At 65.3% G+C, this 26,026-nt stretch carries 13 protein-coding genes; 12 read left to right on the plus strand and 1 reads right to left on the minus strand.

The features are described from left to right. Nucleotides 1-11: 11 nt before the first annotated feature. From OEX18_09515 to OEX18_09560, 10 genes are all read left to right on the plus strand, one after another. Nucleotides 12-7,364, plus strand: coding sequence for a S8 family serine peptidase (locus OEX18_09515; protein ID MDH4337495.1), 7,353 nt, complete (start codon nt 12-14; stop codon nt 7,362-7,364). 446 nt (nt 7,365-7,810) lie between these two features. Next, nucleotides 7,811-8,359: a hypothetical protein gene (locus OEX18_09520; GenBank protein MDH4337496.1), complete on the plus strand. Its 549-nt coding sequence runs from the start codon at nt 7,811-7,813 to the stop codon at nt 8,357-8,359. A gap of 42 nt (nt 8,360-8,401) precedes the next feature. Further along, the gene (locus OEX18_09525) at nt 8,402-9,595 is read left to right on the plus strand and encodes a S8 family serine peptidase (protein ID MDH4337497.1); all 1,194 of its coding nucleotides are present in this window, start codon (nt 8,402-8,404) and stop codon (nt 9,593-9,595) included. Next, nucleotides 9,562-10,242: a hypothetical protein gene (locus OEX18_09530; protein MDH4337498.1), complete on the plus strand. Its 681-nt coding sequence runs from the start codon at nt 9,562-9,564 to the stop codon at nt 10,240-10,242. Before OEX18_09525 ends, OEX18_09530 begins: the two co-directional genes overlap by 34 nt. A gap of 381 nt (nt 10,243-10,623) precedes the next feature. Next, complete coding sequence (locus OEX18_09535) at nt 10,624-11,745, plus strand: efflux RND transporter periplasmic adaptor subunit (protein ID MDH4337499.1); 1,122 nt, start codon at nt 10,624-10,626, stop codon at nt 11,743-11,745. Between the two features lie 2 nt (nt 11,746-11,747). Continuing rightward, nucleotides 11,748-14,813 (plus strand): efflux RND transporter permease subunit, encoded by a 3,066-nt coding sequence (locus OEX18_09540; protein ID MDH4337500.1) that lies wholly within the window; start codon nt 11,748-11,750, stop codon nt 14,811-14,813. Between the two features lie 122 nt (nt 14,814-14,935). Continuing rightward, nucleotides 14,936-15,853: an ABC transporter ATP-binding protein gene (locus OEX18_09545; GenBank protein MDH4337501.1), complete on the plus strand. Its 918-nt coding sequence runs from the start codon at nt 14,936-14,938 to the stop codon at nt 15,851-15,853. Beyond that, nucleotides 15,850-19,467, plus strand: coding sequence for a M1 family aminopeptidase (locus tag OEX18_09550; GenBank protein MDH4337502.1), 3,618 nt, complete (start codon nt 15,850-15,852; stop codon nt 19,465-19,467). Before OEX18_09545 ends, OEX18_09550 begins: the two co-directional genes overlap by 4 nt. 58 nt (nt 19,468-19,525) lie before the next feature. Continuing rightward, nucleotides 19,526-21,073, plus strand: a complete 1,548-nt coding sequence (locus tag OEX18_09555) for an AMP-binding protein (GenBank protein ID MDH4337503.1) — start codon at nt 19,526-19,528, stop codon at nt 21,071-21,073. Between the two features lie 133 nt (nt 21,074-21,206). Next, on the plus strand, nt 21,207-21,425 hold the full coding sequence (locus tag OEX18_09560; protein MDH4337504.1) for a DUF2892 domain-containing protein: 219 nt from the start codon (nt 21,207-21,209) through the stop codon (nt 21,423-21,425). Between the two features lie 10 nt (nt 21,426-21,435). On the opposite strand, the gene OEX18_09565 is transcribed toward OEX18_09560, so the two are convergent. Beyond that, nucleotides 21,436-22,005, minus strand: a complete 570-nt coding sequence (locus tag OEX18_09565) for a GNAT family N-acetyltransferase (GenBank protein MDH4337505.1) — start codon at nt 22,003-22,005, stop codon at nt 21,436-21,438. A gap of 381 nt (nt 22,006-22,386) precedes the next feature. Between OEX18_09565 and OEX18_09570 the strand changes: the two genes are divergently transcribed. Together OEX18_09570 and uvrA are read left to right on the plus strand one after the other, a co-directional pair. Further along, the gene (locus OEX18_09570) at nt 22,387-23,031 is read left to right on the plus strand and encodes a hypothetical protein (protein ID MDH4337506.1); all 645 of its coding nucleotides are present in this window, start codon (nt 22,387-22,389) and stop codon (nt 23,029-23,031) included. Nucleotides 23,032-23,161: 130 nt separating this feature from the next. Further along, nucleotides 23,162-26,023 (plus strand): excinuclease ABC subunit UvrA, encoded by a 2,862-nt coding sequence (uvrA, locus tag OEX18_09575; protein ID MDH4337507.1) that lies wholly within the window; start codon nt 23,162-23,164, stop codon nt 26,021-26,023. Nucleotides 26,024-26,026: the final 3 nt, after the last annotated feature.

Genomic DNA, 26,026 nt, shown 5'->3' on the forward strand with positions numbered 1-26,026 from the left:
AGGGAAGAGCCATGAAGAGATTCAAGAATATGTTCTTGCTCGGCGCGGTTCTTCTTTCCGCGCTGTTGATCATTCCGTCTTTGCAACCGGTGGATGCCGCGGACGGCGCCAGGCCCGAACGCGTTGCACCGGGTCTTCAGAAACAGCTCGACGAGGCGGCGCCCGATGAGATGGTCACCGCCATCGTCAAGCTTCGTTCCATCGGCCCCCCGCCCCAGGCGAACCTGGGTCGGTCAGCTGTGTTCGGTTCGCTTCGGCAGAATGCGCGTGTCTCGCAGGCGCAGCTGAAGTCGTTCCTGAACCGCCCGGACATCCGGGCCGACGTCGGTGTTACGCGCGAGTTCTGGCTGGACAACCTGGTTCTCGTCCAGGCCCGGAAGTCCGTGATCGAACAGATCGCGCGCCGCACGGACGTTGAACAGGTGTTCGACAACTACACCGTCACCGTGCCGCCGCGGCCGGCGGACGATCCACTGCCGGATCCGCACCAGAGCCAGCCGTGGGACAACATCGCCTACATCGGCGTCAAGCAGGTGTGGACCAGTTTCGGTCTGCGCGGTGCAGGGGTGCGTGTCGGCGGACTCGATACGGGTGTGGACATCAACCACCCCGACATCGCCGGCAAGATGATCACCAACAACCCGGCCGATCCCACCTATCCCGGGGGATGGGCCGAGTTCGACGGCAACGGCAATGTGATTCCCGGTTCGGTGCCGCACGACAGTGACCAGCATGGAACCCACACCACCGGCACCATGGTCGGCGGCAACGCCAGCGGGTGGGACGTGGGTGTCGCGCCGGAAGCCAGCCTGATGCACGGTCTGGTCATTCCGGGTGGAAGCGGGAGCTTTGCGCAGGTCGTGGGCGGCATGGAGTGGATCATCGATCCCGATGGCAATCCCGCCACCGACGACGGCGCGCAGGTTGTGAACATGTCGCTCGGCGCTACGGGAACGTACACCGAGATGGTGGCGCCCACCGACAACATGGTCGCGGCCGGCGTGTTCCCCAGCTTCTCGATCGGCAACAGCGGGCCTGGTGCCAGCACAACCGGCAGCCCGGGCAACGTCCCCAGCGCCTTCGGCGTGGGAGCGACCGACAACCTCGACGTGATCGCGTCGTTCTCGAGCCGTGGCCCGGTGACGTGGAACTTCCCGCCGTATGTCGGGACCTACACCAAGCCGGACATCTCCGCGCCCGGTGTCTCCATCTATTCCACCGTGCCCGGTGGGGAGTGGGAGTACAGCGGGTGGAGCGGCACGTCCATGGCGGCCCCGCACGTTTCGGGGACCGTTGCGCTCATGCGCCAGGCCAACCCCAGCATGACCGTCGCCGAGATCAAACAGATCCTCGCGCAGACGGCACTTGATCTGGGCGCGGCGGGCATGGACAACAACTACGGCTGGGGACGCGTCAACGCGTTCGCGGCCGTCAGCGCCGCGCTGGTGGGAGTGGGAACGCTCGACGGTACCGTCGCCAGCATGGGGATGCCCGTCGAGGGCGCCCTGGTTCGTGTGGCGGACACCGGCCAGCGCGTCACCACCGACGCCAACGGCGACTACAGCATCCGCATCGTGGCCGGCGATCACACCATCGAGGTGAGTCGCTTCGGCTACGAGTCCGCCTCCGCGCTCGTCACCCTGGTGGCGGACATGACGACCACGCAGGACTTCGATCTGGTTCAGCTGCCGTCCGGCGCAGTCGCCGGCACGGTAACCGACTCGCAGTCCGGCATGGGTGTGTCCGCTTCCATCGCGGTGAAGCTCGCCGGACAGGTGGTTGTGAATGCGTCGACGGATCCCATGACCGGTGCGTACAGCATCACGCTGCCGGTGGGAACCTACGACCTCGTCTTCACGCCGGTGTTCCCGTATCCCGCGACGACGCGGAACGGAATTGCCGTCATGGAGGGGATGACGACGCCGCTCAACGTGACGCTCATGCCGGCCCAGGTCCTCATCGTGGATGACGACGCCGGCGGCGCCTTCGAGTCTTACTTCGAGGCGGCGGTTGCGGGAGCGGGGAGGTCGTATCTCACGGTGAGTTCGCCACCCACGGCGGCGCAGATGAGTGCGTTTGAAACCGTGGTCTGGTTCACCGGCAACGACTACACCACCACGCTGACGGCCGCCGACCAGGCGGAACTGGCCGCGTACCTGAACGGCGGCGGCCGCCTGTTCATGACCGGCCAGGACATCGGCTACGACATCCGGACGGAGGCGTTCTATGCGGATTACCTGCATGCCGCCTACGTGCAGGATGACGTGGCACTCGGTGCCGTGCTCGGCAACCCGGCCAGCCCGGTGGGATTCGGCTTCTCGTTCGCCATCTCGGGTGGCAGCGGGGCCAGCAACCAGGCCTACCCGTCGGAGATCAATCCGGTGGGTGGCGCCATGTCGGCGTTCTTCTACGATCCCAACGTTCCGGGCGCGCCGGTTTCGGTCGGCGAAGTCACCAAGAATGGCGGGGTCGTGGGCGACGGCATCGCCGATTCCGGCACCGCGGGTCTCACCTACGAGAACGGTTACAAGCTCGTGTACTTCGCGTTCGGGTTCGAGGCCATCGCCGATGCCAGCACGCGCACCGAGTTGATGGACCGCGTGCTCGACTGGCTGCAGGGATACCCCGAGATCAACCACACACCGCTGGGCGATACCGAGGATACCGCGCACCCGTACACGGTGACCGCGACCATCACGTCCGACTTCTTCACGCTGGATCCGTCGAGCTTTGCCGTCGTGTACAGCGCGAATGGCGGGCCGGACTTCACGGTTGCGATGATAGCGACCGGTGCACCGGACGAATACGCGGCCAGCATTCCGGCGCAGGCGTCGGACACGGAGGTCGCGTACTTCATCCGCGCGGCGGACGTGGAGGGTCATGCCTCCGTGGATCCGCTGGGAGCACCGCTCAACCGGTACAGCTTCTACGTGGGCAGAGACATGGTGGCCCCGGAGATCGTTCACATGCCGCTGCGCGACACCAACGATCTCACCGGGCCGTATCCGGTGATGGCGGAAGTGACCGACAACATCGGGGTCGAGTCCGTGTACCTGCTGTACTCGAAGAACGGCGGCCTCTGGCACCGCGCGAAGATGATCCCGCCCGACCCGGTTTCGCCCGTGTACCTGGGCGAGATTCCGGGCCCCACCATGGTGGGTGACCAGTTCGACTACTTCATCCTGGCGATGGACGAGTCGTACTCGGGCAACGTCACGCGCGAGCCGGCCACGGGAAGCCACAGCTTCTCGATCGTCGAGGAGTTCGTCTGGGACTTCGAGATGGATGACGGCGGTCTCACGCAGACGGGTGACGTCTGGCAGTGGGGTGCCCCGACCAGCGGTCCGGGCATGGCTCACTCCGGGATGAACCTGTGGGCGACGATTCTCGGCGCCAACTATCCCAACAGTTCCAACGCCACGCTGGACCTGCCGGCGATCACCATTGCGGCCGACCGGCCGTACGCGGTGTTCTCGTTCTGGCACTGGTACAACATGGAGAACACGTGGGACGGCGGCAACGTCAAGGTTTCGACCGACGGCGGTGCCACCTTCCAGATCGTGACTCCCGCGCGGGGCTATGACGGCGTGGCCCGCAGCGGCAACGCGGGCATTCCCAACGAGCCCTGCTTTACCAACATCAAGGAGTTCTGGCAGGAGGACGTGTTCGACCTGTCGGCCTTTGCGGGCCAGCAGGTGATCCTCCGCCTGCACTTCGGCAGTGACGGCAGCGTGCAGCGCTCCGGCTGGTACGTGGACGACATGCGTCTGCGCAGCAGCGACACGGACGACGTGGCACCGTCGTTCAGCAACGTGGTGGTTCCGGCCAGCACGTTCGACACGGCGGGGCCGTACGTGGTGAGCGCCGACGTGCGCGACCTGTTCTCGGGTCTCGCCAGCGTCGACATGTACTACAGCCTCGACGGCGGCCCGTTCGTCCAGGTGCCAATGACACCGGGGACGGGCGACCAGTGGAGCGCGAGCATCGGCGGACAGGCGCAGGGTACGCGCATCCGCTTCTACATGGAAGCGTCGGACAACGCGGGCAATACCACCCGCGAACCGCTGGGGGCGCCGGGTGATACCCACCTGTTCGCCATTCTGCCCAGCGCGCCGACGCTGGTGCTTTCCAGCTCCACCACCCTGGGTGCGGGGCTGGACGGCTACCGGGCGGCGCTCGAGGCCAACGGCTACGAGGCCGACTACTGGAGCTTCGTGAGCCAGGGCAGCGAGGTCCTCAATCACCTGAGCGCGTACGAGAACATCATCCTGGAGGAGACGAGCAGTATGACGTCCGCCGAGATGACGGCGTACGGTGCGTTCCTGCAGTCCGGGACGGTCGGGTCCAAGAAGGGCTTCTTCATCCTGGCGCGGAGCGTCGGACTCACCTCCTCCAACCGCCCGTTCATCATGCAGTACCTGCGTTCCGAGTACGTGCAGAACGACGCGGGCTGGAAGGAAATCACCGGTGAGCCGGGCGATCCCATCGGCATCGGCGAGACGTTCCTGCTGAACGGCACGTCGGTGGATGAGATCCAGCGTTCCACCACCTATCCGGGTGGCCTCATCGTGTACCGGTTCACCGCTCCGGGAACCGCGGCGATGTCCCGCGCGGAGTACGGAGAGACTCTCGAGAAGTACGGAGAGGAGTGGGACGGTGTGGTGCCGGATGCGCCGATCAGTCTCGATGCGGCGTGCGGTATCCGTTACAACGGAGACACCTACCGTTCGATCTACCTCACCTATGACATGAGCTATGTAACCGAGCTGTCGCGTCGCGAGGGCATCATGGATCGCGGCCTGCGCTGGCTCGCGTCGCCGGAAATCGTGCACAGCCCGCTGCCGGACACCGAGGACACCACCAGCCCGTATGCGGTGACTGCGCTGGTGTACTCGGACAACCTGGATCCGACGCGCGTGCGAATGACGTACGACGTCGGCGGCGGAGCGGTGGTTGTGCAGATGACACCCACCGCGAATCCAGACGAGTGGTCGGCGTCGATACCGGCGCAGCCGCTGGGAACGACCGTGCGGTATTACCTGAGCGCGGCCAATCTCGACGGCAATACGTCGTATGACCCGCCGACGGCTCCGACGGACCAGCACTCGTTCGATGTCAACGCCGACCTGACACCGCCGGTGATCGCGCACGCGCCCGTGGGCACGACGGCCGATATCACCGGGCCGTATGTCATCTCGGCGGATGTCACCGACAATGCGGGTATTTCCTCCGTTCAGCTCTCGTGGCGTAAGAACGGCGGCAGCACCACCACGGTGGCGATGACCAACACCATGGGCGACACGTATGAGGGCTCGATGCCGGGACCGTCGGTATTCGGCGACCTGTACGAGTACTTCATCGTGGCCAGGGATATTGCCGGCGTTCCGAACACGGCACGCAGTCCGCAGAACGGATTCCACAGCCTTGAGGTCGTTGACTTCTACGCGTGGGACTTCGAAGCGGACGACGGGGGATTCTCGGCCATCGGCCAGGACTGGCAGTGGGGTTCGCCCACCAGCGGCCCGGGTGGCGCCTACTCCGGCGTGAACCTGTGGGCGACGCAGCTCTCGGCCAACTACACCGCGAGCAGCAACTCCCGCCTCGACTCGCCGCCGGTGGTGGTACCCAACGGGAGTACCTACGCGCAGATGAGCCTGTGGATGTGGTACGACACGGAGCTCAACTACGACGGTATGAACGTGAAGGTCTCCACCGATGGCGGTTCCAACTGGACGATTCTCACGCCCGACATCGGCTACAACGCCACGGCTACCAGCGGCAACGCCGGTATTGCGGGTGAGCGCTGCTTCAGCGGTCACGGCCAGAAGTTCTGGCAGAAGGCGACGTTCGACATGACCCCGTACAAGGGTCAGGGCGTCATCGTCCGCCTGCACTTCGGCAGTGACGGCAGCGTGCAGTATCCAGGCTTCTACGTCGACGACGTGCGCATCGAGGGTATGGAGGACACGGAGGGGCCGGCGTTCGTTTCGCGGTCCATCCCGCTCAGCACCTTCGATGAAACGGGTCCGTACCTGGTGAAGGCGACGGTTGTCGACGCACTCTCCGGCGTGGCTGGAGTGGATATGCACTACAGCACCGACGGCGGAACGATCTACACGACCGTGGCCATGACCGGCACGGGCAGTGCGGACGAGTACGGGGCGGATATCCCGGGTCAGTCGAGCGGTACGCGCATCAAGGTGTACTTCTCGGCCACCGACAACGCTTCAAACGGGTCCACCGATCCGGACGGGGCGCCGGGAACCTCCACCTGGGAGTTCGGCATCCTGCCCTCGGGTGACTACCTGGTCATCGTGGGTGGCACCGCGGAGACCACTCCGCTCATGTTCCAGGAGGCGTTCGCCACCCTGGGACGCACCTACGACATCTGGGACTGGGACGTGAGTGGAGTCCCGGACCAGTCCGTCCTCAACGCCTACCAGGCGATCGTCGTAGATGAGAGTTTCTACTTCGATGCCACGCAGCTTGCGGCGCTGACCGCCTTCCTCAACACGGACGACGGAACGCGCCAGCAGATCTTTTTCATGGGACGCGACCTGTCGTTCGGCTCCTCGGCGCGGCCGTTCATGGAGCAGTACACCGGCGCGGCCTATGTGAAGGACAACCCGGCGTGGTTCCAGATTTCGAGCGCGCCGGGTGACCCCATCGGGGCGGGCGAAACCTTCACCATCTCCGGGAGCTACCCGGACGAACTGAAGTTCTCGACCACCTGGACGGGTGCCGAGGCGGTCTATCGGTACAGTGGCGTGGGCTCGGCCTCCGACCGGTGGGACACCGAGAAGGAGAACCGCGAGTTCTACGAGAAGGAAGGCAAGGAGTGGGATCCGAAGCTGTGGCCCTTCGCACCGTCCGGACCGGATTCACTGGCCGGCGTGCGGTTCGTGGGACCGAGCCACTCGGCGGTCTACTTCTCCTTCAACCTGTACTACATCCAGGAGCCGGCACGGCGTGCAGCCGTTCTCGGCCGCGCGCTCGACTGGTTGGCGTCCACCACGACGCTCACCGTGGCGGCGGGTGGCGAGACATTGGGATCGCCCGACGCGCCGACTCTGCTGCCTCAGCAGCTCTCGCTGGGCCAGAACTACCCGAACCCGTTCAACCCGGTCACGCAGATGCGGATCGGCATACCGGCGAAACACACCACGCCGGTGAGCCTGAAGATCTACAACGTGCGGGGCCAACTGGTGAGGACGGTGTTCAGCGGTGTGAAACCGGCGGGATACCATACGTTCAAATGGGATGGCACCGACGAACACGGGAGCCCTGTGGCGACCGGCGTCTACTTCGCGAACTTCGTCGCGGACAACACGCGGCTGACGCGCAAGATGGTGCTTCTCAAGTGAGCGGGGGTTCTTTGATCTGAAGGAAGCCCGGCCATCGAGTCTGACGATGACTCGGTGGCCGGGCCGCCGCGGCGCTGGCGTGCCGTGGCAACACTGGACAACTTCATCTTTTGTCGGTAAACTCTGGATCGGGGACCGCGATTAGTTCACCGCTTCTAGAGTGGGGGGAATCGCCTGAAGATGAGCCGATGGGTTCTATGCAACCAATTGTTCGTTAAGTCCCGACATCTCGCCGTCGGTGAAGCAAACGACACGCAGTGCCAAGAAAGCAGGGTGCCGGGATAGAACTCTGAATTCTGTTCTACCTGCACGTCGATCGAGGTGTGGGAAATGAAAGCCAGTGAACCTACCCAGAGATTACCATCCGCGGCATCCCCCGAGACGCCGGAGCATTGTTCCGCAATCGAGACCGCGGGCGGCGAATGTGGCGTGCCCGTGTGACCTGTGTGTTTGCAATTCTCGTCATCGCGGCAAGCACGGAATCGAGCGCGCAGACCGTCCCTTCGACGATTACTTTGTTTTCGGACCCGAACGGATACTCTTGTACGCTGATTGACAATCAGGAAATCCCCCTGAATGTCTATGTGATCAATGAGAGCCGAGGGCTGGTGGATTCGAGGTTTCGGATCGCGAGTTCCGAGGGATTCAACGCGGACTACCTGAGCGAAGTGGTTCACATGCCATTCCACATTGGTGATCTGCGGGCGGGCATCGATATAGGTTACGGCTACTGCGCCACCGGCACGCTGCTGCTTGCCACGATCACGTATATGGGTCACGGGAGTTCAAGCCCATGCGCGTACCTCGAGGTCTTGCCGCATCCGGTGTCGTACTTTGGCACCATTGAAGTCATGGACTGTGCTTTTGACACACTCAGAGGATCCACGCTGGGACCCCTCCTGGTGAACCCGAGTTCAGGGCAGTGCGCGCCGTGGTGCAGCCCGGTGGGTGTCCAATCGACGACATGGGGGGCTGTGAAAGCGTTGTACAGATAGCACGTAAGCCGGGGCCGCAGGCGACACAAGGAGGGGAGGGCTATGCGATTGGCTTTGATTGTCGCGGCGCTGAGTCTGCTGGCCACGGCCAGTTCATCAGTTACAGAACGGTCGGTGGGCAACCAGAGCTTCGCGCTGCGCGAGGGTGTTTGGTATTTCATCGATGAACACGACGAAGAGTGGAGGGTGGCGCCCGGCCGCATTTTCGTCAAGCTCACACAGGGTGCCACGCTGGAGCTCGCGCTGAATTCGCCGCCCCTCTCAGCGCTGAGCCTGGAGCGTCGGCTGCCGGTCGCGAACTTCTACCGGTTTCGATTTTCCCCGGAAAGCAACCCGATAGATGTCCTTGCAGAGGCCGTCTCGTCTCCGTTCGTGGAGGCGGCTTTTCTTGACACGTACATTCGGTTCCTAGGGGACGCCTATTACGACGAGTTGTGGCATCTAGCGGAGATCCGGGCGGAAGCTGGGTGGAAGGTGACAACCGGTTCCTCCGACGTGACCATTGCGATTATCGACGATGGATTCGAATACTATCACGAGGATCTGGCTGCCAACGTCTGGTCGAACCCAAGCGAGACGCCGGGCGATGGCGTTGACAACGATGCCGACTCACTCTGGTACGGGAGCCCGCTCGCAGATGACATGGTAGGATGGAATTTCGTTGATAACGACAACGACCCGTCTCCTAGGGCGATCCCCGGACACGATGATCCTGCCCATGGAACGGCCGTTGCGGGTCTCGTTTCGGCCACGAGAGACAATGATCTTGGTGTTGCCGGCGTCGCCGGCGGCAGCGCAGCGGGAAGACCTCAATTTGTGGCCGTCCGGGTGGACTTTTACGGCGACGTGACCGACGCCGTGGAGTACTGCTGGCGGAAGGGCTTTGACATCATTTCAATGAGCTGGACGAACAACGATGATTACGGACTCGTCCACGCTTTGCTGGACAGTGCGTATGCGGATGGGGCCGTCCTCGTCGCTGCTTCTGGAAATACCCCGCATAGGCGCGTATTTCCGCCTGCAAGCTATTCGTCGGTGATCGCCGTCGGCGGTGTGGGAGCGGGAGGGCAACAGCTCGATCTCTCCTGGGGACCGGAACAAGAACTCGTCGCTCCGACGTCGAAAATCTACTCGGGCGTTCCGCTGTGGACGACGGATAACGATTCGAGTATCACCGGTTACAATCCGGAGATCTATTGCGCATGCCCTCCGTCGTGCAATCAACGGCGGGCGTGACCCTCCAGTTCACCGAGGAGTATGTGACCGCCACCGACCGGCTCCTCTACGTCGACCTGGACCTTGAGGGCATCGCGGGTGTGCGAACCTGCGTCCTGTCCTTTCAACCGGGGATCAAACACCTGGAGCTTCTGAGCTGGGAGCAGGAAGATCCTTCTGTTGGGCAAGTGCTTTTTACACCAGCGCTCCGCAATGGCGTTCCAGAGTTGTTCTTCGGAGTGATGGTGTCGGAAAGCTACGGCGGGGCTTCGGCGCGCCTGGGGCGGCTCACGTTTGACGTCCAGACCAACGAGCCACTCGTGCTCGACGACGAGGCGTTCGTGCTCGCAGTGGGGGACCTGCTGCAGGAGGGCGAGGGGGGCACAGCAGTTGCCGCCTCGATGAATCCGGTCGTGGGACGGACGCTGGACACCGAGGTGGTGCGCGTCTTCCACAATCGTTTGGAGCAGTGCTTCCCGAACCCGTTCAACCCGACAACCACGATCGCCTATTCGATCAAGGAGGCGAGCGACGTGGGCATCACGATCTACGATGTCGCCGGACATCGGGTGCGTGACCTTGTAAACGAGCGGCAGGACCGGGGCGCGTATCAGATCGTCTGGGATGGCCGAAACGACAACGGAGCACCGGTCTCGAGTGGGGTGTAATTCTACAAGTTGGTTGCGAAGTCGTTTACGAATACCAAGAAGATGGTGCTTCTCAAGTGAGCGGCGGCAGCGGAATCATCGATCGCGTAAGCGGTTGACGGGCCCGCCCGCCTCTGTTTCCTGCGCTGGCGCCCCGGGGCTTCGTGCCCCGGGGCGCCGCCGGTGAGGCTCCTCCAGTCTTCATTTGCAACCGGCCGTCCCGGGCGCTATCCTAGGGTGGCCGCTCCGCCCCGCCCGTCTGTCGGCTCGGCGCCTGCCCGGATGCATCGTCCGGGCGGTTTCGTTGCGGACCGCGTCAATTATCACTTACTCCCACTGTTCCGGGACCCGGCAGGTTGCGTTCTCGACGCGCCGCGGCCACCGGAAGGAGCTGACGAGATCATGGCCAGGAGAATAATCGTAACCATCACCATTCTGGTGGTGGTGATCGCCGCCCTCGCGTTCGTCAAGTACCGTCAGATCATGGCTGCCATGGAGGGCGGTGCCTGGACGCCGCCGCCGGAGGCCGTGACCACGGTGGTCGCCGAGGAAGTGCAGTGGATGGGGACCATCAATGCCGTCGGCAGCGTCGCGGCGGTAAACGGCGTCATCCTCAGCGCGGACCTGCCCGGCGTGGTGCAGGAGATCACCTTCGACTCCGGGCGGCGTGTGGCCGCGGGCGACGTGCTGGTGCGCCTGGACACGAGCCAGGAGCAGGCGCAGCTCAAGGGTGCCGAGGCGCAGCGTGACCTCGCGAAGCTCAACCTGGACCGCGCGCGCGACCTCCTGACGAAGGAGGCGATCTCCGAGTCCGACTTCGATCGCGTGGATGCGGAAATGCGCGGCGCGGAGGCGGCCGTGGAGGGGTACCGCGCCACCATCGACCGCAAGACCATCCGCGCGCCGTTCGCGGGGATCCTCGGTATCCGCCAGGTCAACCTGGGCCAGTACCTCGCCGGGGGGGACCCGGTGGTGCCGCTGCAGCAGCTCGAGCCCATCTACGTGAACTTCGCCGTCCCCCAGCAGGACGGCGGGCGGCTCAAGCCGGGCAACGACGTCCTGGCGCGGACGCAGAGTGTCGACGGACCCGTCGCCGGCAAGATCACCGCCATCAACTCGCTCATCGACACCGCCACGCGCAACGTCGATGTGCAGGCGACCTTCGCCAACAGGAACGCCGCGCTGCGTCCGGGCATGTTCGTCGACGTGGAGGTCGAGCTGGGCAGCGCGACCTCGGTGGTTACGTTGCCGGCCTCGGCGGTGAGCTATGCACCGTACGGAAACTCCGTCTATATCGTGGAGGACGTGACCGGGCCGGACGGGAGTACCTACCGCGGCGTGCGCCAGCAGTTCGTGCGCCTGGGGGCCGCGCGCGGTGACCAGGTGGCGATTCTCTCCGGCGTCAACGCCGGCGAGGAGGTCGTGACCTCGGGCGTGTTCAAGCTGCGGCCCGGCGCGGCGGTGCTGGTGAACAACGAGGTCCAGCCCGCCAACAGCCAGACGCCCAACCCGCAGGACGGCTAGGGATGCGCTTTACCGACATCTTCGTGCGGCGGCCGGTGCTGGCCATCGTGCTCAACCTGGTGATCCTGATCGCCGGGGTGCAGTCGATCCGCTCGTTGAGCGTGCGACAGTATCCGCGCAGCGATATCGCCGTGGTGCGCGTGACCACGGTGTACGTGGGCGCCAACGCCGACCTGGTGCGCGGGTTCATAACCACGCCCCTCGAGCGCGTCATCGCCAGCGCGGACGGCATCGACTACATGGAGTCGGCCAGCGCGCAGGGTGTGAGCACCATCACCGTCCACCTGCGTCTCAACTACGACACCAACGCCGCCCTCACCCAGATCCAGGCCAAGGTGGCACAGGTGCGCAACGACCTCCCGCCGGAGTCGGAAGCCCCGATCATCGAGCTGGAGACGGCGGACAGCGAGTTCGCCGCCATGTACATCGGCTTCTCGTCCGAGGATCTCGACGAGAACCAGATCACCGACTATCTCACCCGGGTCGTGCAGCCCCGGTTGTCCTCGATTGCCGGCGTGCAGCGCGCGGATATCCTCGGCAGCCGCACCTTCGCCATGCGCGTCTGGCTCAAGCCGGACATGATGGCGGCGCGCAGCATCTCGCCCTCGGACGTGCGCAACGCGCTCGCGCGCAACAACTACCTCTCGGCGCTGGGCACCACCAAGGGGTCCATGGTGTCGGTGAACCTGGTGGCCAACACCGACCTCAAGACGGTGGAGGAGTTCCGGCAGCTCGTGGTCAAGGAGGCCAACGGCAGCCTGGTACGCCTGGGAGACATCGCGGACGTGGTGCTGGGAGCGGAGAACTACGAGCAGGAGGTCCGCTTCAACGGCGATGCGGCCACGTTTATCGGCCTGTGGGTGCTTCCCACCGCCAACTCGCTGGAAGTCATCCGCCGGGTGCGCGAGGCCATCCCCGAGATCGAGGCGCAGCTGCCCGCGGGCATGAAGGTGGGCATCCCCTACGATTCGACCCGCTACATCGAAGACGCGATCCATGAGGTCCTGAAGACGCTCACCGAGACCCTTTTCATCGTCATCGTGGTCATCTTCCTGTTCCTGGGATCGGTGCGCTCGATGCTCATCCCGGTGGTGGCCATTCCGCTCTCGCTGGTGGGTGCGGTGTTCCTGATGAACGTGGCGGGCTTTACCATCAACCTGCTCACGCTGCTCGCCGTGGTGTTGTCGGTGGGGCTGGTGGTGGACGACGCCATCGTCATGGTGGAGAACGTGGAGCGGCACCTGCACATGGGTGAAGACCCGTTCCACGCCGCGCTGTTCGCCGCGCGCGAGCTGGTGGGTCCCATCATCGCCATGACCATCACGCTGGCGGCGGTGTACACGCCGGTTGCCATCCAGGGTGGGTTGACGGGAACGCTGTTCCGCGAATTCGCCTTCACGCTGGCGGGCGCCGTGATCATATCCGGCGTGGTGGCATTGACGCTTTCGCCCATGATGGGCTCCAAGATGCTGCGCGAGGGCGACACCAACCGCGGCTTCGCCGGTTTCGTCAACGGACAGTTCGACCACATCCGCAACTTCTACGTGCGGCGGCTCGCCACCGTTCTCAAGTACCGGCCGGCGGTGTACACGGTGTGGGTGGTGGTGGCGCTGCTGATGGTTCCGTTCTACATGTTCTCCTCCAAGGAGCTGGCCCCCACCGAGGACCAGTCGGTGATCTTCGGTATCGTGCAGGCCCCCGCCAACGCCACGCTGGATCAGACCACGCTGTACACGCCGGCAATCAACCGCGTGTTCGAGTCGATTCCGGAGCACCAGGCCACCTTCCAGATCACGTTTCCGACCGGCGGCTTCTGCGGCATGGTCACCGTTCCCTGGAGCGAGCGCGACAAGAGCAGCGAGCAGTTGCAGCTCGAGGCGTCCATGCAGCTCGGGCAGATCCCGGGCGTGCGCGTGATCCCCATCGTTCCGCCGGCGCTGCCCGGCGGCGGCACCTTCCCGGTGGACTTCGTGATCGCCTCCACCGCGGAGCCCGAGGAACTGGCCCGGTTCGCCGACGATTTCGTGATGAAGGCCTTTCAGAGCGGGATGTTCATGTACGCGGACTCGGATCTCAAGTTCGACCAGCCGCAGACGGAAGTGGTGTTCGATCGCGACAAGCTGCGCTCCGCGGGCGTCGACCTCAGCCAGGCGGGGCAGGACCTCTCCACCATGCTCAGCGGCAACTACGTGAACCGCTTCAGCATTCAGGGCCGCAGCTACAAGGTGATTCCGCAGGTGAAGCGCAGTGAGCGCCTGACCGCGGAGCAGATCGAGGACATATACATCACCGGCCCCAACGGCAGGCTGGTTCCGCTGTCCACCTTCGCCACCCTCAAGACGACCACCCAGCCCCGCGACCTCAAGCGGTTCCAGCAGTTGAACGCCGTGCGCATCCAGGGCGCCATTCCGCCCCCGGTGCCGCTGGACAAGGCGCTGTCGATGCTCGAGGCCGAAGCGCGCAAGACGCTGCCCAAGGGGTACAGCATCGACTACGCGGGCGAGTCGCGCCAGTTGCGCAAGGAGGGGAGCAAGTTCCTCGGGGTGTTTCTGCTCTCGGGAATTCTCATCTACCTGGTGCTCGCCGCCCAGTTCGAGAGCTTCCGCGACCCGTTCGTGATTCTCATGGGTTCGGTGCCGCTGGCACTCGCGGGTTCACTCATGTTCTCGTTCCTCGGCTTCACCACCCTGAACATCTACAGCCAGGTCGGCCTGATCACCCTGGTGGGACTGGTCGCCAAGAACGGGATCCTGATTGTCCAGTTCGCCAACGAGCTGCAGTTGGAGGGGCGGTCCAAGCTGGACGCGGTCATCGAGGCCTCGGGCACGCGCCTGCGGCCCATTCTGATGACCACCGCGGCAACGGTGGCGGGGCACATGCCGCTGGTGTTTGCGGCCGGGCCCGGCGCCGGATCCCGCAACAGCATCGGTATCATGCTGGTCACCGGCATGATCATCGGCACGGCCTTCACCCTGTTCGTGGTGCCGGCCATCTACATGCTGATTGCGCGCACGCGCGAGCGGGCGGTGCAGGAAGAGGTGCTGGCCAACGTCGCGGCCGGCGTCTAGCCGGGTTGCCGCGCAACCCGTGCGGCCATCCTTCCGTATATACCGCCATTCCCCCGGCCCGGTCCGGTGCCCGTTCGGAGTTGCCGGGGCGAACTCCTCACCACCCACACCAGGAGGTCCCGGTGCTAAGCACGCGCGGTCTCACCAAGATCTATCCCGGTCCGGTAACGGCTCTCAATGGCGTCGACCTCGACGTTGCGCCCGGCATGTTCGGCCTGCTGGGGCCCAACGGCGCCGGCAAATCGACCTTCATGAAGATCCTGGCGGGTCTGCTGGAGCCCACCTCCGGCACGGTGACCCTGGACGGCAAGGACACGCTCGCCGATCCCGAGTGGTTGTGGCCGCGGCTGGGCTACCTGCCGCAGGAGTTCGGCTTCTACCCGCACCTCTCCGGCGAGGCGATGCTCGCGCACCTGCTGGCACTCAAGGGTGTGGATGCGCCGGGCGGGCGCAAGAAGCTGGTGGCCGATCTGCTGGAACGCGTGAATCTGTCCTTCGCCGCGAAGCGCGCGGTCAAGGGCTACTCGGGCGGCATGCGCCAGCGCCTGGGCATCGCCCAGGCCATCGCGGGCAACCCGCGCCTGATCATCGTGGATGAACCCACCGCCGGTCTCGACCCCGAGGAGCGCATCCGTTTCTATCACCTGCTGAGCGAGCTGGCCGCGGACCGCATCGTGCTCCTTTCCACGCACATCGTGGAGGACGTGGCGGTGTTGTGCCCGCGCTTCGCCGTGATCCGCCAGGGCAGGCTGATCGCGCTGACCACGCCCACCGAGGCACGCGCGGCCATCGGTGGTCACATCTACGAGGGAACCGTCGACCCGGCCGGCCTGCCGCGGCTGCGCCAGGAACGGACGGTCACGCAGGCGCTGCTGATGGAGGGGCGCAACCGCGCGCGAATCTATGAACCCTCCGGCCATCCCCCCGCGGGCTTCACGAGCGTGCCGGTCACCCTGGAGGACGCCTACCTCGTGCTCATGCGACTGGGATCGCTGCCCGGTCGCGAGCCGCTGGCTGCGGCAGCCGCGGGTGAGCGATGAGCATCGCACGCCTCCGCGCCGCATTCAGTGTCGAGTTCTGGAATTCTTTCCGGCGTCCGCTGTTCATCGCGCTGGCGCTGATGCTGGCGCTCACCGCCTTCGGGCTGTCCAGCGGCAAGATGTCCATTTCCTCCGGCGACAGCACCGTGGGTGGCACCAAGGCGTGGATCACCTCGGAGTTCGCGCAGACCCAGACCACCGCGTTCCTGGTGCTGCTCTACTACGCGTTCTTCGTTGCGGCGGCCGCGGGTTTGTCGTTGTTGCGCGACCGCGAGACGCGGGTGGACGTGCTGCTGCACTCCACCCCCATGACACCCGGCGAGTATGTGTGGGGGCGGTTCTTCGCGGTGGCAGGCAGTTTCACGGTGTTGCTGTGCTTCCAGGCCGGGGCGGACGCGTTCTTCAACCACGCCGTCCCCAACGCCAACCTCAACGAGATCCGCGGACCCTTCTTATTCCGCAGCTATTTTCTGCCCGTGCTGAGCATGGGCATTCCGTTCGTCGTGTTCTTTGCCGGCGTGTCGATGTGGGTGGGCGAGCGCTCGCGCAATGCGGTGCTGGTGTTCGTGCTGCCGGTGGCGATGCTGATGATCAGCGGGTTCTTCCTGTGGACGTGGTCGCCGTCGTGGCTTTCGTGGCGGGTAAACCAGATTCTGCAGGTGATCGAACCCACCGGGTACCGCTGGCTCAATGAGACCTACCTCAAGGTGGATCGCGGCGTGGAGTACTACAACCACGCGCACGTTCCGTACGTGGGGTTGTTCTGGCTGAACCGCCTGTGGCTGCTGGGAATGGGCGTGGTGGGCGTGTTGATGACGCGGCGATCGGTGGCCGCGTCCATGCGCGGGGCCGTGGTGGCAAAGCCGCGGCGCTGGCGCTGGCGCCGCAAGTCCGGGCCGATTGCGGCCGCGATCCCCGCGCCGGCGCCCGAGGATGCGTCGCTGGCCGGCATGGGCATGACCAGCGGTGTGCCTTCGTTCGTGGCAAGCGTGCGCCGGGTGGCGCGCACCGAACTGCACGAACTGCTGCGCCAGGCGGGCCTGTACATCTTCTTTCCGCTCATTCTCATCCAGTGCCTGGGCAACGTGCTGGTGGCGGTGGGCGCATTCGACACGCCGTTGCTGCTGACGCCGGGGATGACGGCGGTGGCCGCCGCCAACCAGCTGGTGACCTTCGTGTGCTTCCTGCTCATGTTCTACACGGTGGAATCGCTGGAACGCGAGAAGGCCACCGGCTTCGCCCCCATTCTGTTTGCCTCGCCGCTGCGCACCACCGCGTTCTTGACCGGCAAGGCGCTGGCCAACAGTGTCATCGCCGTGGCCATCCTGGTCGCCGCGTTCATCGCGTGCGCCATCGCGCTCCTGATCCAGCATACCGTGCCGCTGTCGCTCTCCCCCTACCTGCTGGTGTGGGGACTGCTGCTGCTCCCCACCTTCCTCGCGTGGACGGCCTTCGTGACCGCGTCGTACGCCGCGGTGGGGAATCGCTACGCGGCGTATGCGATTTCGTTCGGGCTGCTCGCCTTCAGCGGGTACAAGGCCATGACCGGGGGCATGAGCTGGGCGGGCAACTGGCCGCTGTGGGATGCGTTGCGCTGGAGCGACCTCGGCGCCTTCGAATTGGATCGCAGCGCGCTCATTCTGAACCGCGTCATGGTGCTCGGCTTCGGCGTGCTGTTCACGGTGCTGGCGGTGCGACTGTTCGGCCGGCGCGGGGGCGACGCGGTGCAGACCATGCACCGGCTCTCGCCACGCCGGCTCGCGCGATCGGGCGTGCGCCTGTTGCCATTTGCCGCGGTTCCGTTGACGGCGTGTGGGGTGCTGATCTTCATGGTGCACAGCGGGCTCGAGGGCGGCGTGGCCAGGAAGGACGCAAAGGAGTACTGGGCGAAGAATCTCAAGACCTGGTTCGACGTGCCGCTGCCGGACATCGCGCGCGCCGACATCGACGTCAAGGTGGATCCCGCGAAGCACTGGATCGCCAGCAGGGGCACCTTCACGCTGGTCAACCCGTTCGATGACCCGCTGAGCCAGATTCCGCTCACCACCGGGCTGTTCTGGGAGAACGTGACCTGGACCATGAACGGCGAGGACTACACGCCGGAGGACAACCGCTACCTCGTGGTGTTCACGCCGTCCCGCCCGCTGGCCAGCGGTGACAGCGTGGTCGTCGGATGGTCGTTCGAGGGGAAGTTCCCCGGCGGCGTCACGAAGAACGGCGGCAATGCCAGCGAGTTCATCCTGCCCGCGGGCGTGGTACTCACCGGTTTCAGCCCCAGCTTTGCGCCCGTGCTGGGCTTTCAGGAAGAGGTGGGAGAAACCGAGAAGAACCGCACCGAGCCGCGCCGCTACCCGCGCGACTACTGGAAGGGCATCACCCGTGGCGGTTACGGCGCTACCGCGTGGTTCCCCGCACGCATCAGCGTCACCGGACCGCAGGAGTACACACTCAACTCGGTGGGCGTTTGCACCAGCAACACGGTTGAGGACGGCTGGCGCACCCAGGTGTGGGAAACCGACCACCCCGCCAAGATCCTCAACATCGTGTGCGGGCGCTGGGAGGAGAAGCGTGGCCGCGAGGGGACCGTGGTCTATTACAACGACAAGCACCTGTACAACGTGGACGAAATGGTGGCCACGCTGGACGCGGCCCGCCACTGGTATTCGGAGTGGTTCCTGCCCTACCCGTGGCAGGAACTGAAGCTGTCCGAGTTCCCGGGGCTCGCGGGGTACGCGCAGGGATTTGGCACCAACATCACCTTCAGCGAGAACATCGGTTTCCTCACCCGGAACACCGACAAGACCGACGCCACCTTCCTGGTGACGGCGCACGAAACCGCGCACCAGTGGTGGGGCAACATTCTTACCCCGGCCAACGGGCCCAACGGGGACTTCCTCAGCGAGGGCACGTCGCATTTTTCGACGCTGCTGCTCTTCGAACAGGTGAAGGGGCCGCACGGCCGCATGGAGTTTGCCAAGGGCATCGAAGACCGCTACAACAACCGCCGCCGACCCAACGACGAACGCCCAATGTACGACGTGGACGGCAAGCGCCGTTCGGACACCACCGTCATCTACGACCGCGGTGGGTGGGTGTTCTGGATGGTGTACGACTATCTGGGCCACGAGCGCGCGCTCGAGGGCTATCGCAATTTCTTCCAGACGTGGAGTGCCAGCCGCGATCACCCGGCGTTGCAGGACTTCGTGGCGGCCATGCGTCCCTATGCCGCGGACCCGGACGCGTACGACGCGTTCACCAGGCAGTGGTTCGAGGACAAGGTGGTTCCGCAGTACGCCGTCCACGACGCGAAGAAACAGGCGGACGGCGACGGCTACGTGGTGACGCTCACGCTGGAGAACACCGGCACCGGCACCATGCCGGTGGAGGTGGCGGCCACAAAGGGCGAGCGCTGGCAGAAGCCGGACGCGGATGCCGACGACGCGGTCTACACCCAGCGCGAAGACTATCGCGACGCGCGCACCACGGTCACCATCGGCAGTGGGGAGTCACGCGAGGTTACCATTCGCTGCGACTTCGAGCCGGAAAAGATCGTCGTGGACCCGGATGTCCGCATTCTTCAGCTGAAGAGAAAGCAGGCGGTGGCGTCTCTGTGACGACCGCGCGGGATTTCACGCTGGACACGGCCCGTTTGCCTGTAGAAGAGTCCTCTCCGTGAACGCATTTCGCAGCGAGTTGACTCCGGTCCAGTTTCTCGAACGTTCTGGTACCGTGCACGCGGAGCGGATCGCCGTCGTCGACGGCGGAGTCCGTCACACGTGGCGCGAGTTCCGTTCGCGCGCGCGGCGGCTGGCGTCGGCGCTGCGCGCCGGCGGCCTCGAGAAGGGCGACCGGGTGGCCTTCCTCTCCTTTAACGCCGAGCCGCTCTTGCTCGCGCATTTTGCGGTGCCCATGGCGGGCGGCGTGCTGGTGGCGATCAATGCGCGCTGGTCCGCCGAGGACGTGGCGTACGTGGTGGAGCACGCGGGCGCGACGCGCCTGTTCGTGGCCGCGGCGCTCGAGCCGCTCGCCGCGCGGGTGGCGCCGCGCGTGCGCCGCATCGGCACCGGCGTTGAACTCGAGTCACTCATCGCGTCCGGTGAGGATGCACCACTCGAGTCATGGCTCGCCGACGAATCCGGGCCCATCTCCATCAATTACTCGTCGGGAACCACCGGGCGCCCCAAGGGCGTGGTGTACCACCACCGCGGCGCGTATCTCGACGCGCTCGCGGTGGCACTGGAACACGGCATGTCGTACGAGAGCGTCTACGCGTGGACGCTCCCCATGTACCACTGCAACGGCTGGACATTTCCCTGGGCGCTGGCGGCGGTGGGAGCGCGCAGCGTGTGCTTTCCGCGCGTGGAATCCGCCGCGCTGTGGGGGCTACTGGAGAATGGGGTCACGCACTTCTGCGCCGCGCCCACGGTGCTCATCATGCTGGCAAACGACCCCGGGGCGCGTCGGTTGGAAAGACCGGTGCGCGCCATCATCGGCGGCGCGCCGCCCTCGCCCGCGCTGATCGCCCGCCTGGGTGAGCTGAATTTCAGGCTCGATCACACCTACGGGCTCACCGAAACCTACGGCCCCTTCGCCATCAACATTCCGCCGCCGTCGTCGTCGGCGAAGCCGTTCGACGAACAGGCGCGCATCATCGCGCGGCAGGGTTTTCCCAACGTGTGCGCGGGGGAGATGCGCGTGGTGGACCCGGCCATGAACGACGTCCCGCGCGACGGGCGCACCATGGGTGAGGTGGTGATGCGCGGCAACGTGGTCATGAGCGGATACCACCGCGACCCCGATGCAACGGCACGCGCCTTCGAGGGCGGCTGGCTGCACACGGGTGATCTTGCCGTGTGGCACGAGGACGGCGCCGTCGAACTGCGCGACCGCATAAAGGATGTCATCATCTCGGGTGGCGAGAACATCAGCACCATCGAGGTGGAACAGGCGCTGGCCAGCCACCCCGCCGTGCTCGAGTGCGCGGTGGTCGCCGTCCCCGATGAGACCTGGGGCGAGGTGCCGCGGGCGTTCGTCACCCTGCGCGAAGGCGCAGGCGCGACCGCCGCCGAACTCATCTCCCACTGCCGCACCCATCTGGCCCACTTCAAGGTTCCCAGAACCGTGGTATTCGGCCCCCTGCCAAAGACCTCCACCGGGAAGATCCAGAAGTTCGTCCTGCGGGAAGGCGCCTGGAAAGGCCGGGAAAAGCGGATCAACTAGGGAGCGGTACCTGTGTCCAAAGCCATGCGTCTGGTGCTAGCATGCCTGTTGTGTGCCGCCCTGGTCATCGGGATGGGCCTTCTGATCCACCACTGCTCGGGGCCACACTGACCTTCTGTCTGGAGGTAGTATCGTGAAGAAGAACATGGGTGCCGCAGACCGTATCATCCGCACGCTGATCGCAATCGTGATCGGCGTGTTGTTTTTCAAGGGCGTGATCGCGGGCGTGCTCGGGGTCATCCTGGGAATCCTGGCCATCATCTTCCTGGCGACAAGCCTGGTGGGCTGGTGTCCGCTCTACCTGCCGTTGGGTCTCTCGACGTGCAAGGCGGCGCCGGCGAAGAGCAAGTAGAACACGGCGTTCACGGCGCGCCGGCGATCCAGCGCTCGGCCTGCTCGCGGCACGCGGCCAGGGGAGTCGGCGGCACGGGCGCGTCGGCGGCGGGGGACAGCGCGAGCCACCACCAGCCCACGTCGTGCCAGCGTCCCAGCTTGAAGCCTGGCTTTGGCAGCCACGCAACGCGCTCGAAGCCCAGTGATTCGTGCAGCGCCACGCTTGCCTCGTTGGGCTGGGCGATGATTCCCACCGCGTTGATGTAACCCTGCCCGCGCATGCAGCGAAACAGCGCCCGATACAGCAAGCGGCCCAGCCCGCGCCGCCTCGCATCACTTGCGATGTAGACGGACACCTCCGCCGTCCACTGGTAGGCCGTGCGATCCTTGAACGGTGCCGCGTACGCGTATCCCGCAATGCGGCCGCCGTCTTCGGCCACCAGCCAGGGATGGGTGGCGAGAAACCGCGCCATTCGATCCGCGAAGACAGTCTCGCCTGGGACCTCGGTCTCAAAGCTGGAATGGGACGATTCGACGACCGGCCGGTAGATGTCGAGGCACCCGGGGGCGTCGGTGGGGGTGGCAAGCCGGATGAGCATTGGCCGAGAGTAGTTCCCATGCCGCGGCGCTGTCCATCATCCCGCAACTGGGGGGTGGGCGATGTGCAAGGCCGTCCCGGTGGCGCCCGTCGTCGCGGCCGGGCCACTCCCGGCTCCCCGGGGGGCGAGCGGGCCACCGTTCTTCCCGGGACTTGCCGGGCGGGGAGCGTGGGGCAGGGCTGAAGAATGTCCTCGAAAGGGAATTAAGAGTGGACTGTCTCTTGCATGGCGGCTAACATTCCCTTGGATATCGTCGGCCGCAGGCGCGCTTCTGTGCCGCCCATGCCGGCACCGGGGCCGTTTCCTTTTTGATACCGGCCCCTCGTTTGCACCCTTCGCCGGCCGCCCCCCAGGCGAGGACAATCTCAGAAGGAGGCACCTATGCGCGTCAAGCGATGGGTTCGTTTCACTATCATTCCGGCCACGCTCGCCGTTGCCGGACTCGCGGTTGCGTCGAGCATCGGCCCGCCCCGCAACCGGACCGGCGCCCCCGCCATCGGCGGAGTCGGGGCGGAGTCCACGTGCCTGAACTGCCACAGTGGCAGTCCGATAAATGGCAGCGCGACGCTCACGTTCGTCAATGCGCCCAACTTCTACGTGGCCGGGCAGACCTACACCTTTTCGGTGCAGCTCGCCTCCACGGCGACGTCGGGAAACGCCAACCGCGTGTGGTCGTTCGAGTTGACCGCGGTCAACCAGAGCAACGGTCAGGGAGCGGGTACGTTCGCAAACGTCGCCGGGCAGGGAACCGCGATCATCAGCGGCTCGGGCAGCTACTCCACACGCCGGTACATCGAGGAGGCGACCGACGACAGAGTCGGCGCAACCTCACCCCAGACGTGGCAGGTGCAGTGGACCGCGCCCGACCCGGGTGTCGGGTCCATCGGGTTCTACGCCGCCGGCATCGCCGGTAACGGGAATGGACAGACGAGTGGTGACTACGTGGCCACGGCCTCGCAGGTGATGGCGGACGTGACGCCCACCGAGCAGGTCACCTGGGGGAAGGTCAAGGCTCTCTTCCGCTAGCCGTTTGCTGTAAGATGGAGACTGAACGCGGCGCGCGTCCCCTGCGGGGCGCGCGCCGTCTGCTTCGGGTTCCCCCGGTTGCCGCGCCACCCGCTTTTTGATACCTTCCTCCTTTGCCTCCCGCAAGCCAATGAAGCAAAAAGATCTCGTCGTCCGGGGTGCCCGGGAACACAACCTCAAGAACATCAACGTCACCCTGCCGCGCAACCGGCTGGTGGTGGTGACCGGCTTGAGCGGCTCCGGGAAGTCCTCACTCGCCTTCGATACCATCTATGCCGAGGGGCACCGGCGGTACGTCGAGAGTCTCTCTGCGTACGCCCGCCAGTTCCTGGGGCAGATGGAGAAGCCCGACGTGGACCGTATCGAGGGGCTTTCGCCCGCCATCTCCATCGAGCAGAAGACCACCGGGCGCAACCCGCGGTCGACCGTCGGCACCATGACCGAGATCTACGACTACCTGCGCCTGCTCTTTGCGCGCGCGGGGACGCCGCACTGTCCCACCTGCGGTCGCGAGATCGCGCAGCAGACCATCCAGCAGATCCAGGATCGCATCCTGTCGTTCACCCCCAACACGCGCGTGGCCATCCTGGCGCCGCTGGTGCGGGGACGCAAGGGCGAGCACCGCAAGGTATTCGAAACCATCGAGACCCAGGGGTTCGTGCGCGCGCGCGTCGACGGTGTCATCGTGGACGTCGACAGCCCGCCCAGGCTCAACCGCCAGCAGAAGCACGACATCGACGCGGTGGTGGACCGGCTCACCGTGGATCCCAGGAACGCGCGCCGCATCGCCGATTCGCTGGAGGCGGCGTCGCGACTCGCCAACGGTAACATCACCGTGATTGCGGGTGGCGAGGACCATGTGTTTTCGCTGCAGTTCGCGTGTGCGCATTGCGGCACGGGCTTCGGCGAGATGTCGCCGCGACTGTTCTCGTTCAACTCGCCGTACGGCGCCTGCGCGGAGTGCTCCGGCCTGGGTTCGCGCATGGATTTCAACGAGGCACTGGTGGTGCCCGACGCAATGCGCACCATCGGGCACGGTGCGCTGGCGCCCATGGGCAAACTCAAGGGCGACTGGGGGCGTTCGCAACTCGAGGCGCTGGGCGAGCACGTGGGCTTCGACCTGGATACGCCGTGGAAGGACCTGCCGAAGAAGGCGCACAAGGCGATCCTGCACGGCATCGACGGTGAGATTGCGGTGAAGATGGATTTCGCCCGCGTCGAGGGCGAATACCGCACCGACTGGGAGGGCGTCATCCCGTGGTTGCGCCGCCGCCACCGCAGCACCTCGTCCGACAGCGTGCGCAAGTGGATCGAGACCTTCATGACCGTCGAACCCTGCGCAGCCTGCGCCGGGGCACGACTGCGGCCGGAAGCACTGGCGGTGCACGTGTGCGGCAACACCATTGCGGAGGTGTGCCGCTGGAGCGTGGCGCGGGCGCTGTTCGAGATCAACGGATTCAAGCTGCAGGGAAACGCCGCCATCATCGGCGCGCCCATCCTGCACGAGATCGTTTCGCGCATCCGTTTCCTGGTGGACGTGGGGCTGGGCTACCTGTCGCTCGACCGCAGTTCGGCCACGCTGGCTGGCGGCGAAGCGCAGCGGCTGCGCCTCGCCACCCAGATCGGATCCAAACTGATGGGCGTCCTTTATATACTCGACGAGCCGTCCATCGGCCTCCACCACCGCGACAACGCCCGTCTCATCAAGACACTCAAGGAGTTACGCGACATCGGCAACACCGTCATCGTGATCGAGCACGACCGCGACACCATCATGGCGGCGGACTACGTGGTGGACCTCGGGCCGGGTGCCGGCGTCCACGGTGGTGAGGTGGTGGCCGCGGGGGCGCCGGAGGAGGTCATGCGCGCCCCCGACAGCGCGACCGGTCGCTACCTGCGCATGGATGCGCCGGTGATATCGCGTGGTGCGCGCCGCCACCTGATCGATCAGAGTGTCGTGGTGCGTGGTGCGCGCGAGAACAACCTCAAGCGCATCGACGTGGCGTTTCCCATCGGGGTGTTCAGCGTGGTGAGTGGTGTGAGCGGATCGGGCAAGAGCACGCTGGTCAATGACATCCTCTATCGCGCCGTGCACCGTGAGATCTACGGCGGCAACGAGCTGCCCGGCGCGCACGACCGCATCGATGGTCTCGACCACATCGACAAGGTGATCGACATCGATCAGTCGCCCATCGGGCGGACACCGCGTTCCAATCCGGCCACCTACACCGGGCTGTTCACGCCCATCCGCGACCTGTTTGCGCAACTGCCCGAGGCGCGCGCGCGCGGCTACAAGGTGGGGCGCTTCAGTTTCAATGTGGCCGGCGGGCGGTGCGAGCGCTGCGAGGGCGACGGCGTGATCAAGGTGGAGATGCACTTCCTGCCCGACGTGTACGTCGCCTGCGAGACGTGCAAAGGGCGCCGCTACAATCACGAGACGATGCAGGTGACGTACAAGGGGTTGAGCATCGCCGACGTGCTGGACCTGAGTGTCGAGGCGGCGGCGGATGTCTTTTCCAGCTTTCCGGTCATCCGGCGCACGTGCGACACGCTCGCCTCTGTGGGGTTGGGCTACATCAAGCTCGGCCAGCAGGCCACCACCCTGTCCGGGGGGGAGGCGCAGCGCGTCAAACTGGCCACGGAACTGGCCAAGCGCGGCACCGGCAAGACCCTCTACATCCTGGACGAGCCCACCACCGGGCTCCACCACGATGACGTGCGGATGCTCCTCGACGTCCTCAACAAGCTTGTGGATAAAGGAAATACCGTTATTGTGATCGAGCACAACCCCGATGTAATATTGGCTGCCGATCACATCATCGACCTCGGTCCGGAGGGTGGGGAGGCGGGTGGCGAGGTGGTGGCGACCGGTTCTCCGTACGACATCATGCAGTGCGCCGAGTCGCACACGGGTGCCATGCTGCGAGAGATGGCCGCATCGAATCCCGCCGCCGGACTGGAAGTGGCGCCGCGCGGTGGTAACGTCGCCTGACGC

This window comes from Candidatus Krumholzibacteriia bacterium (assembly GCA_029865265.1).
GTDB lineage: Bacteria > Krumholzibacteriota > Krumholzibacteriia > WVZY01 > JAKEHA01 > JAKEHA01.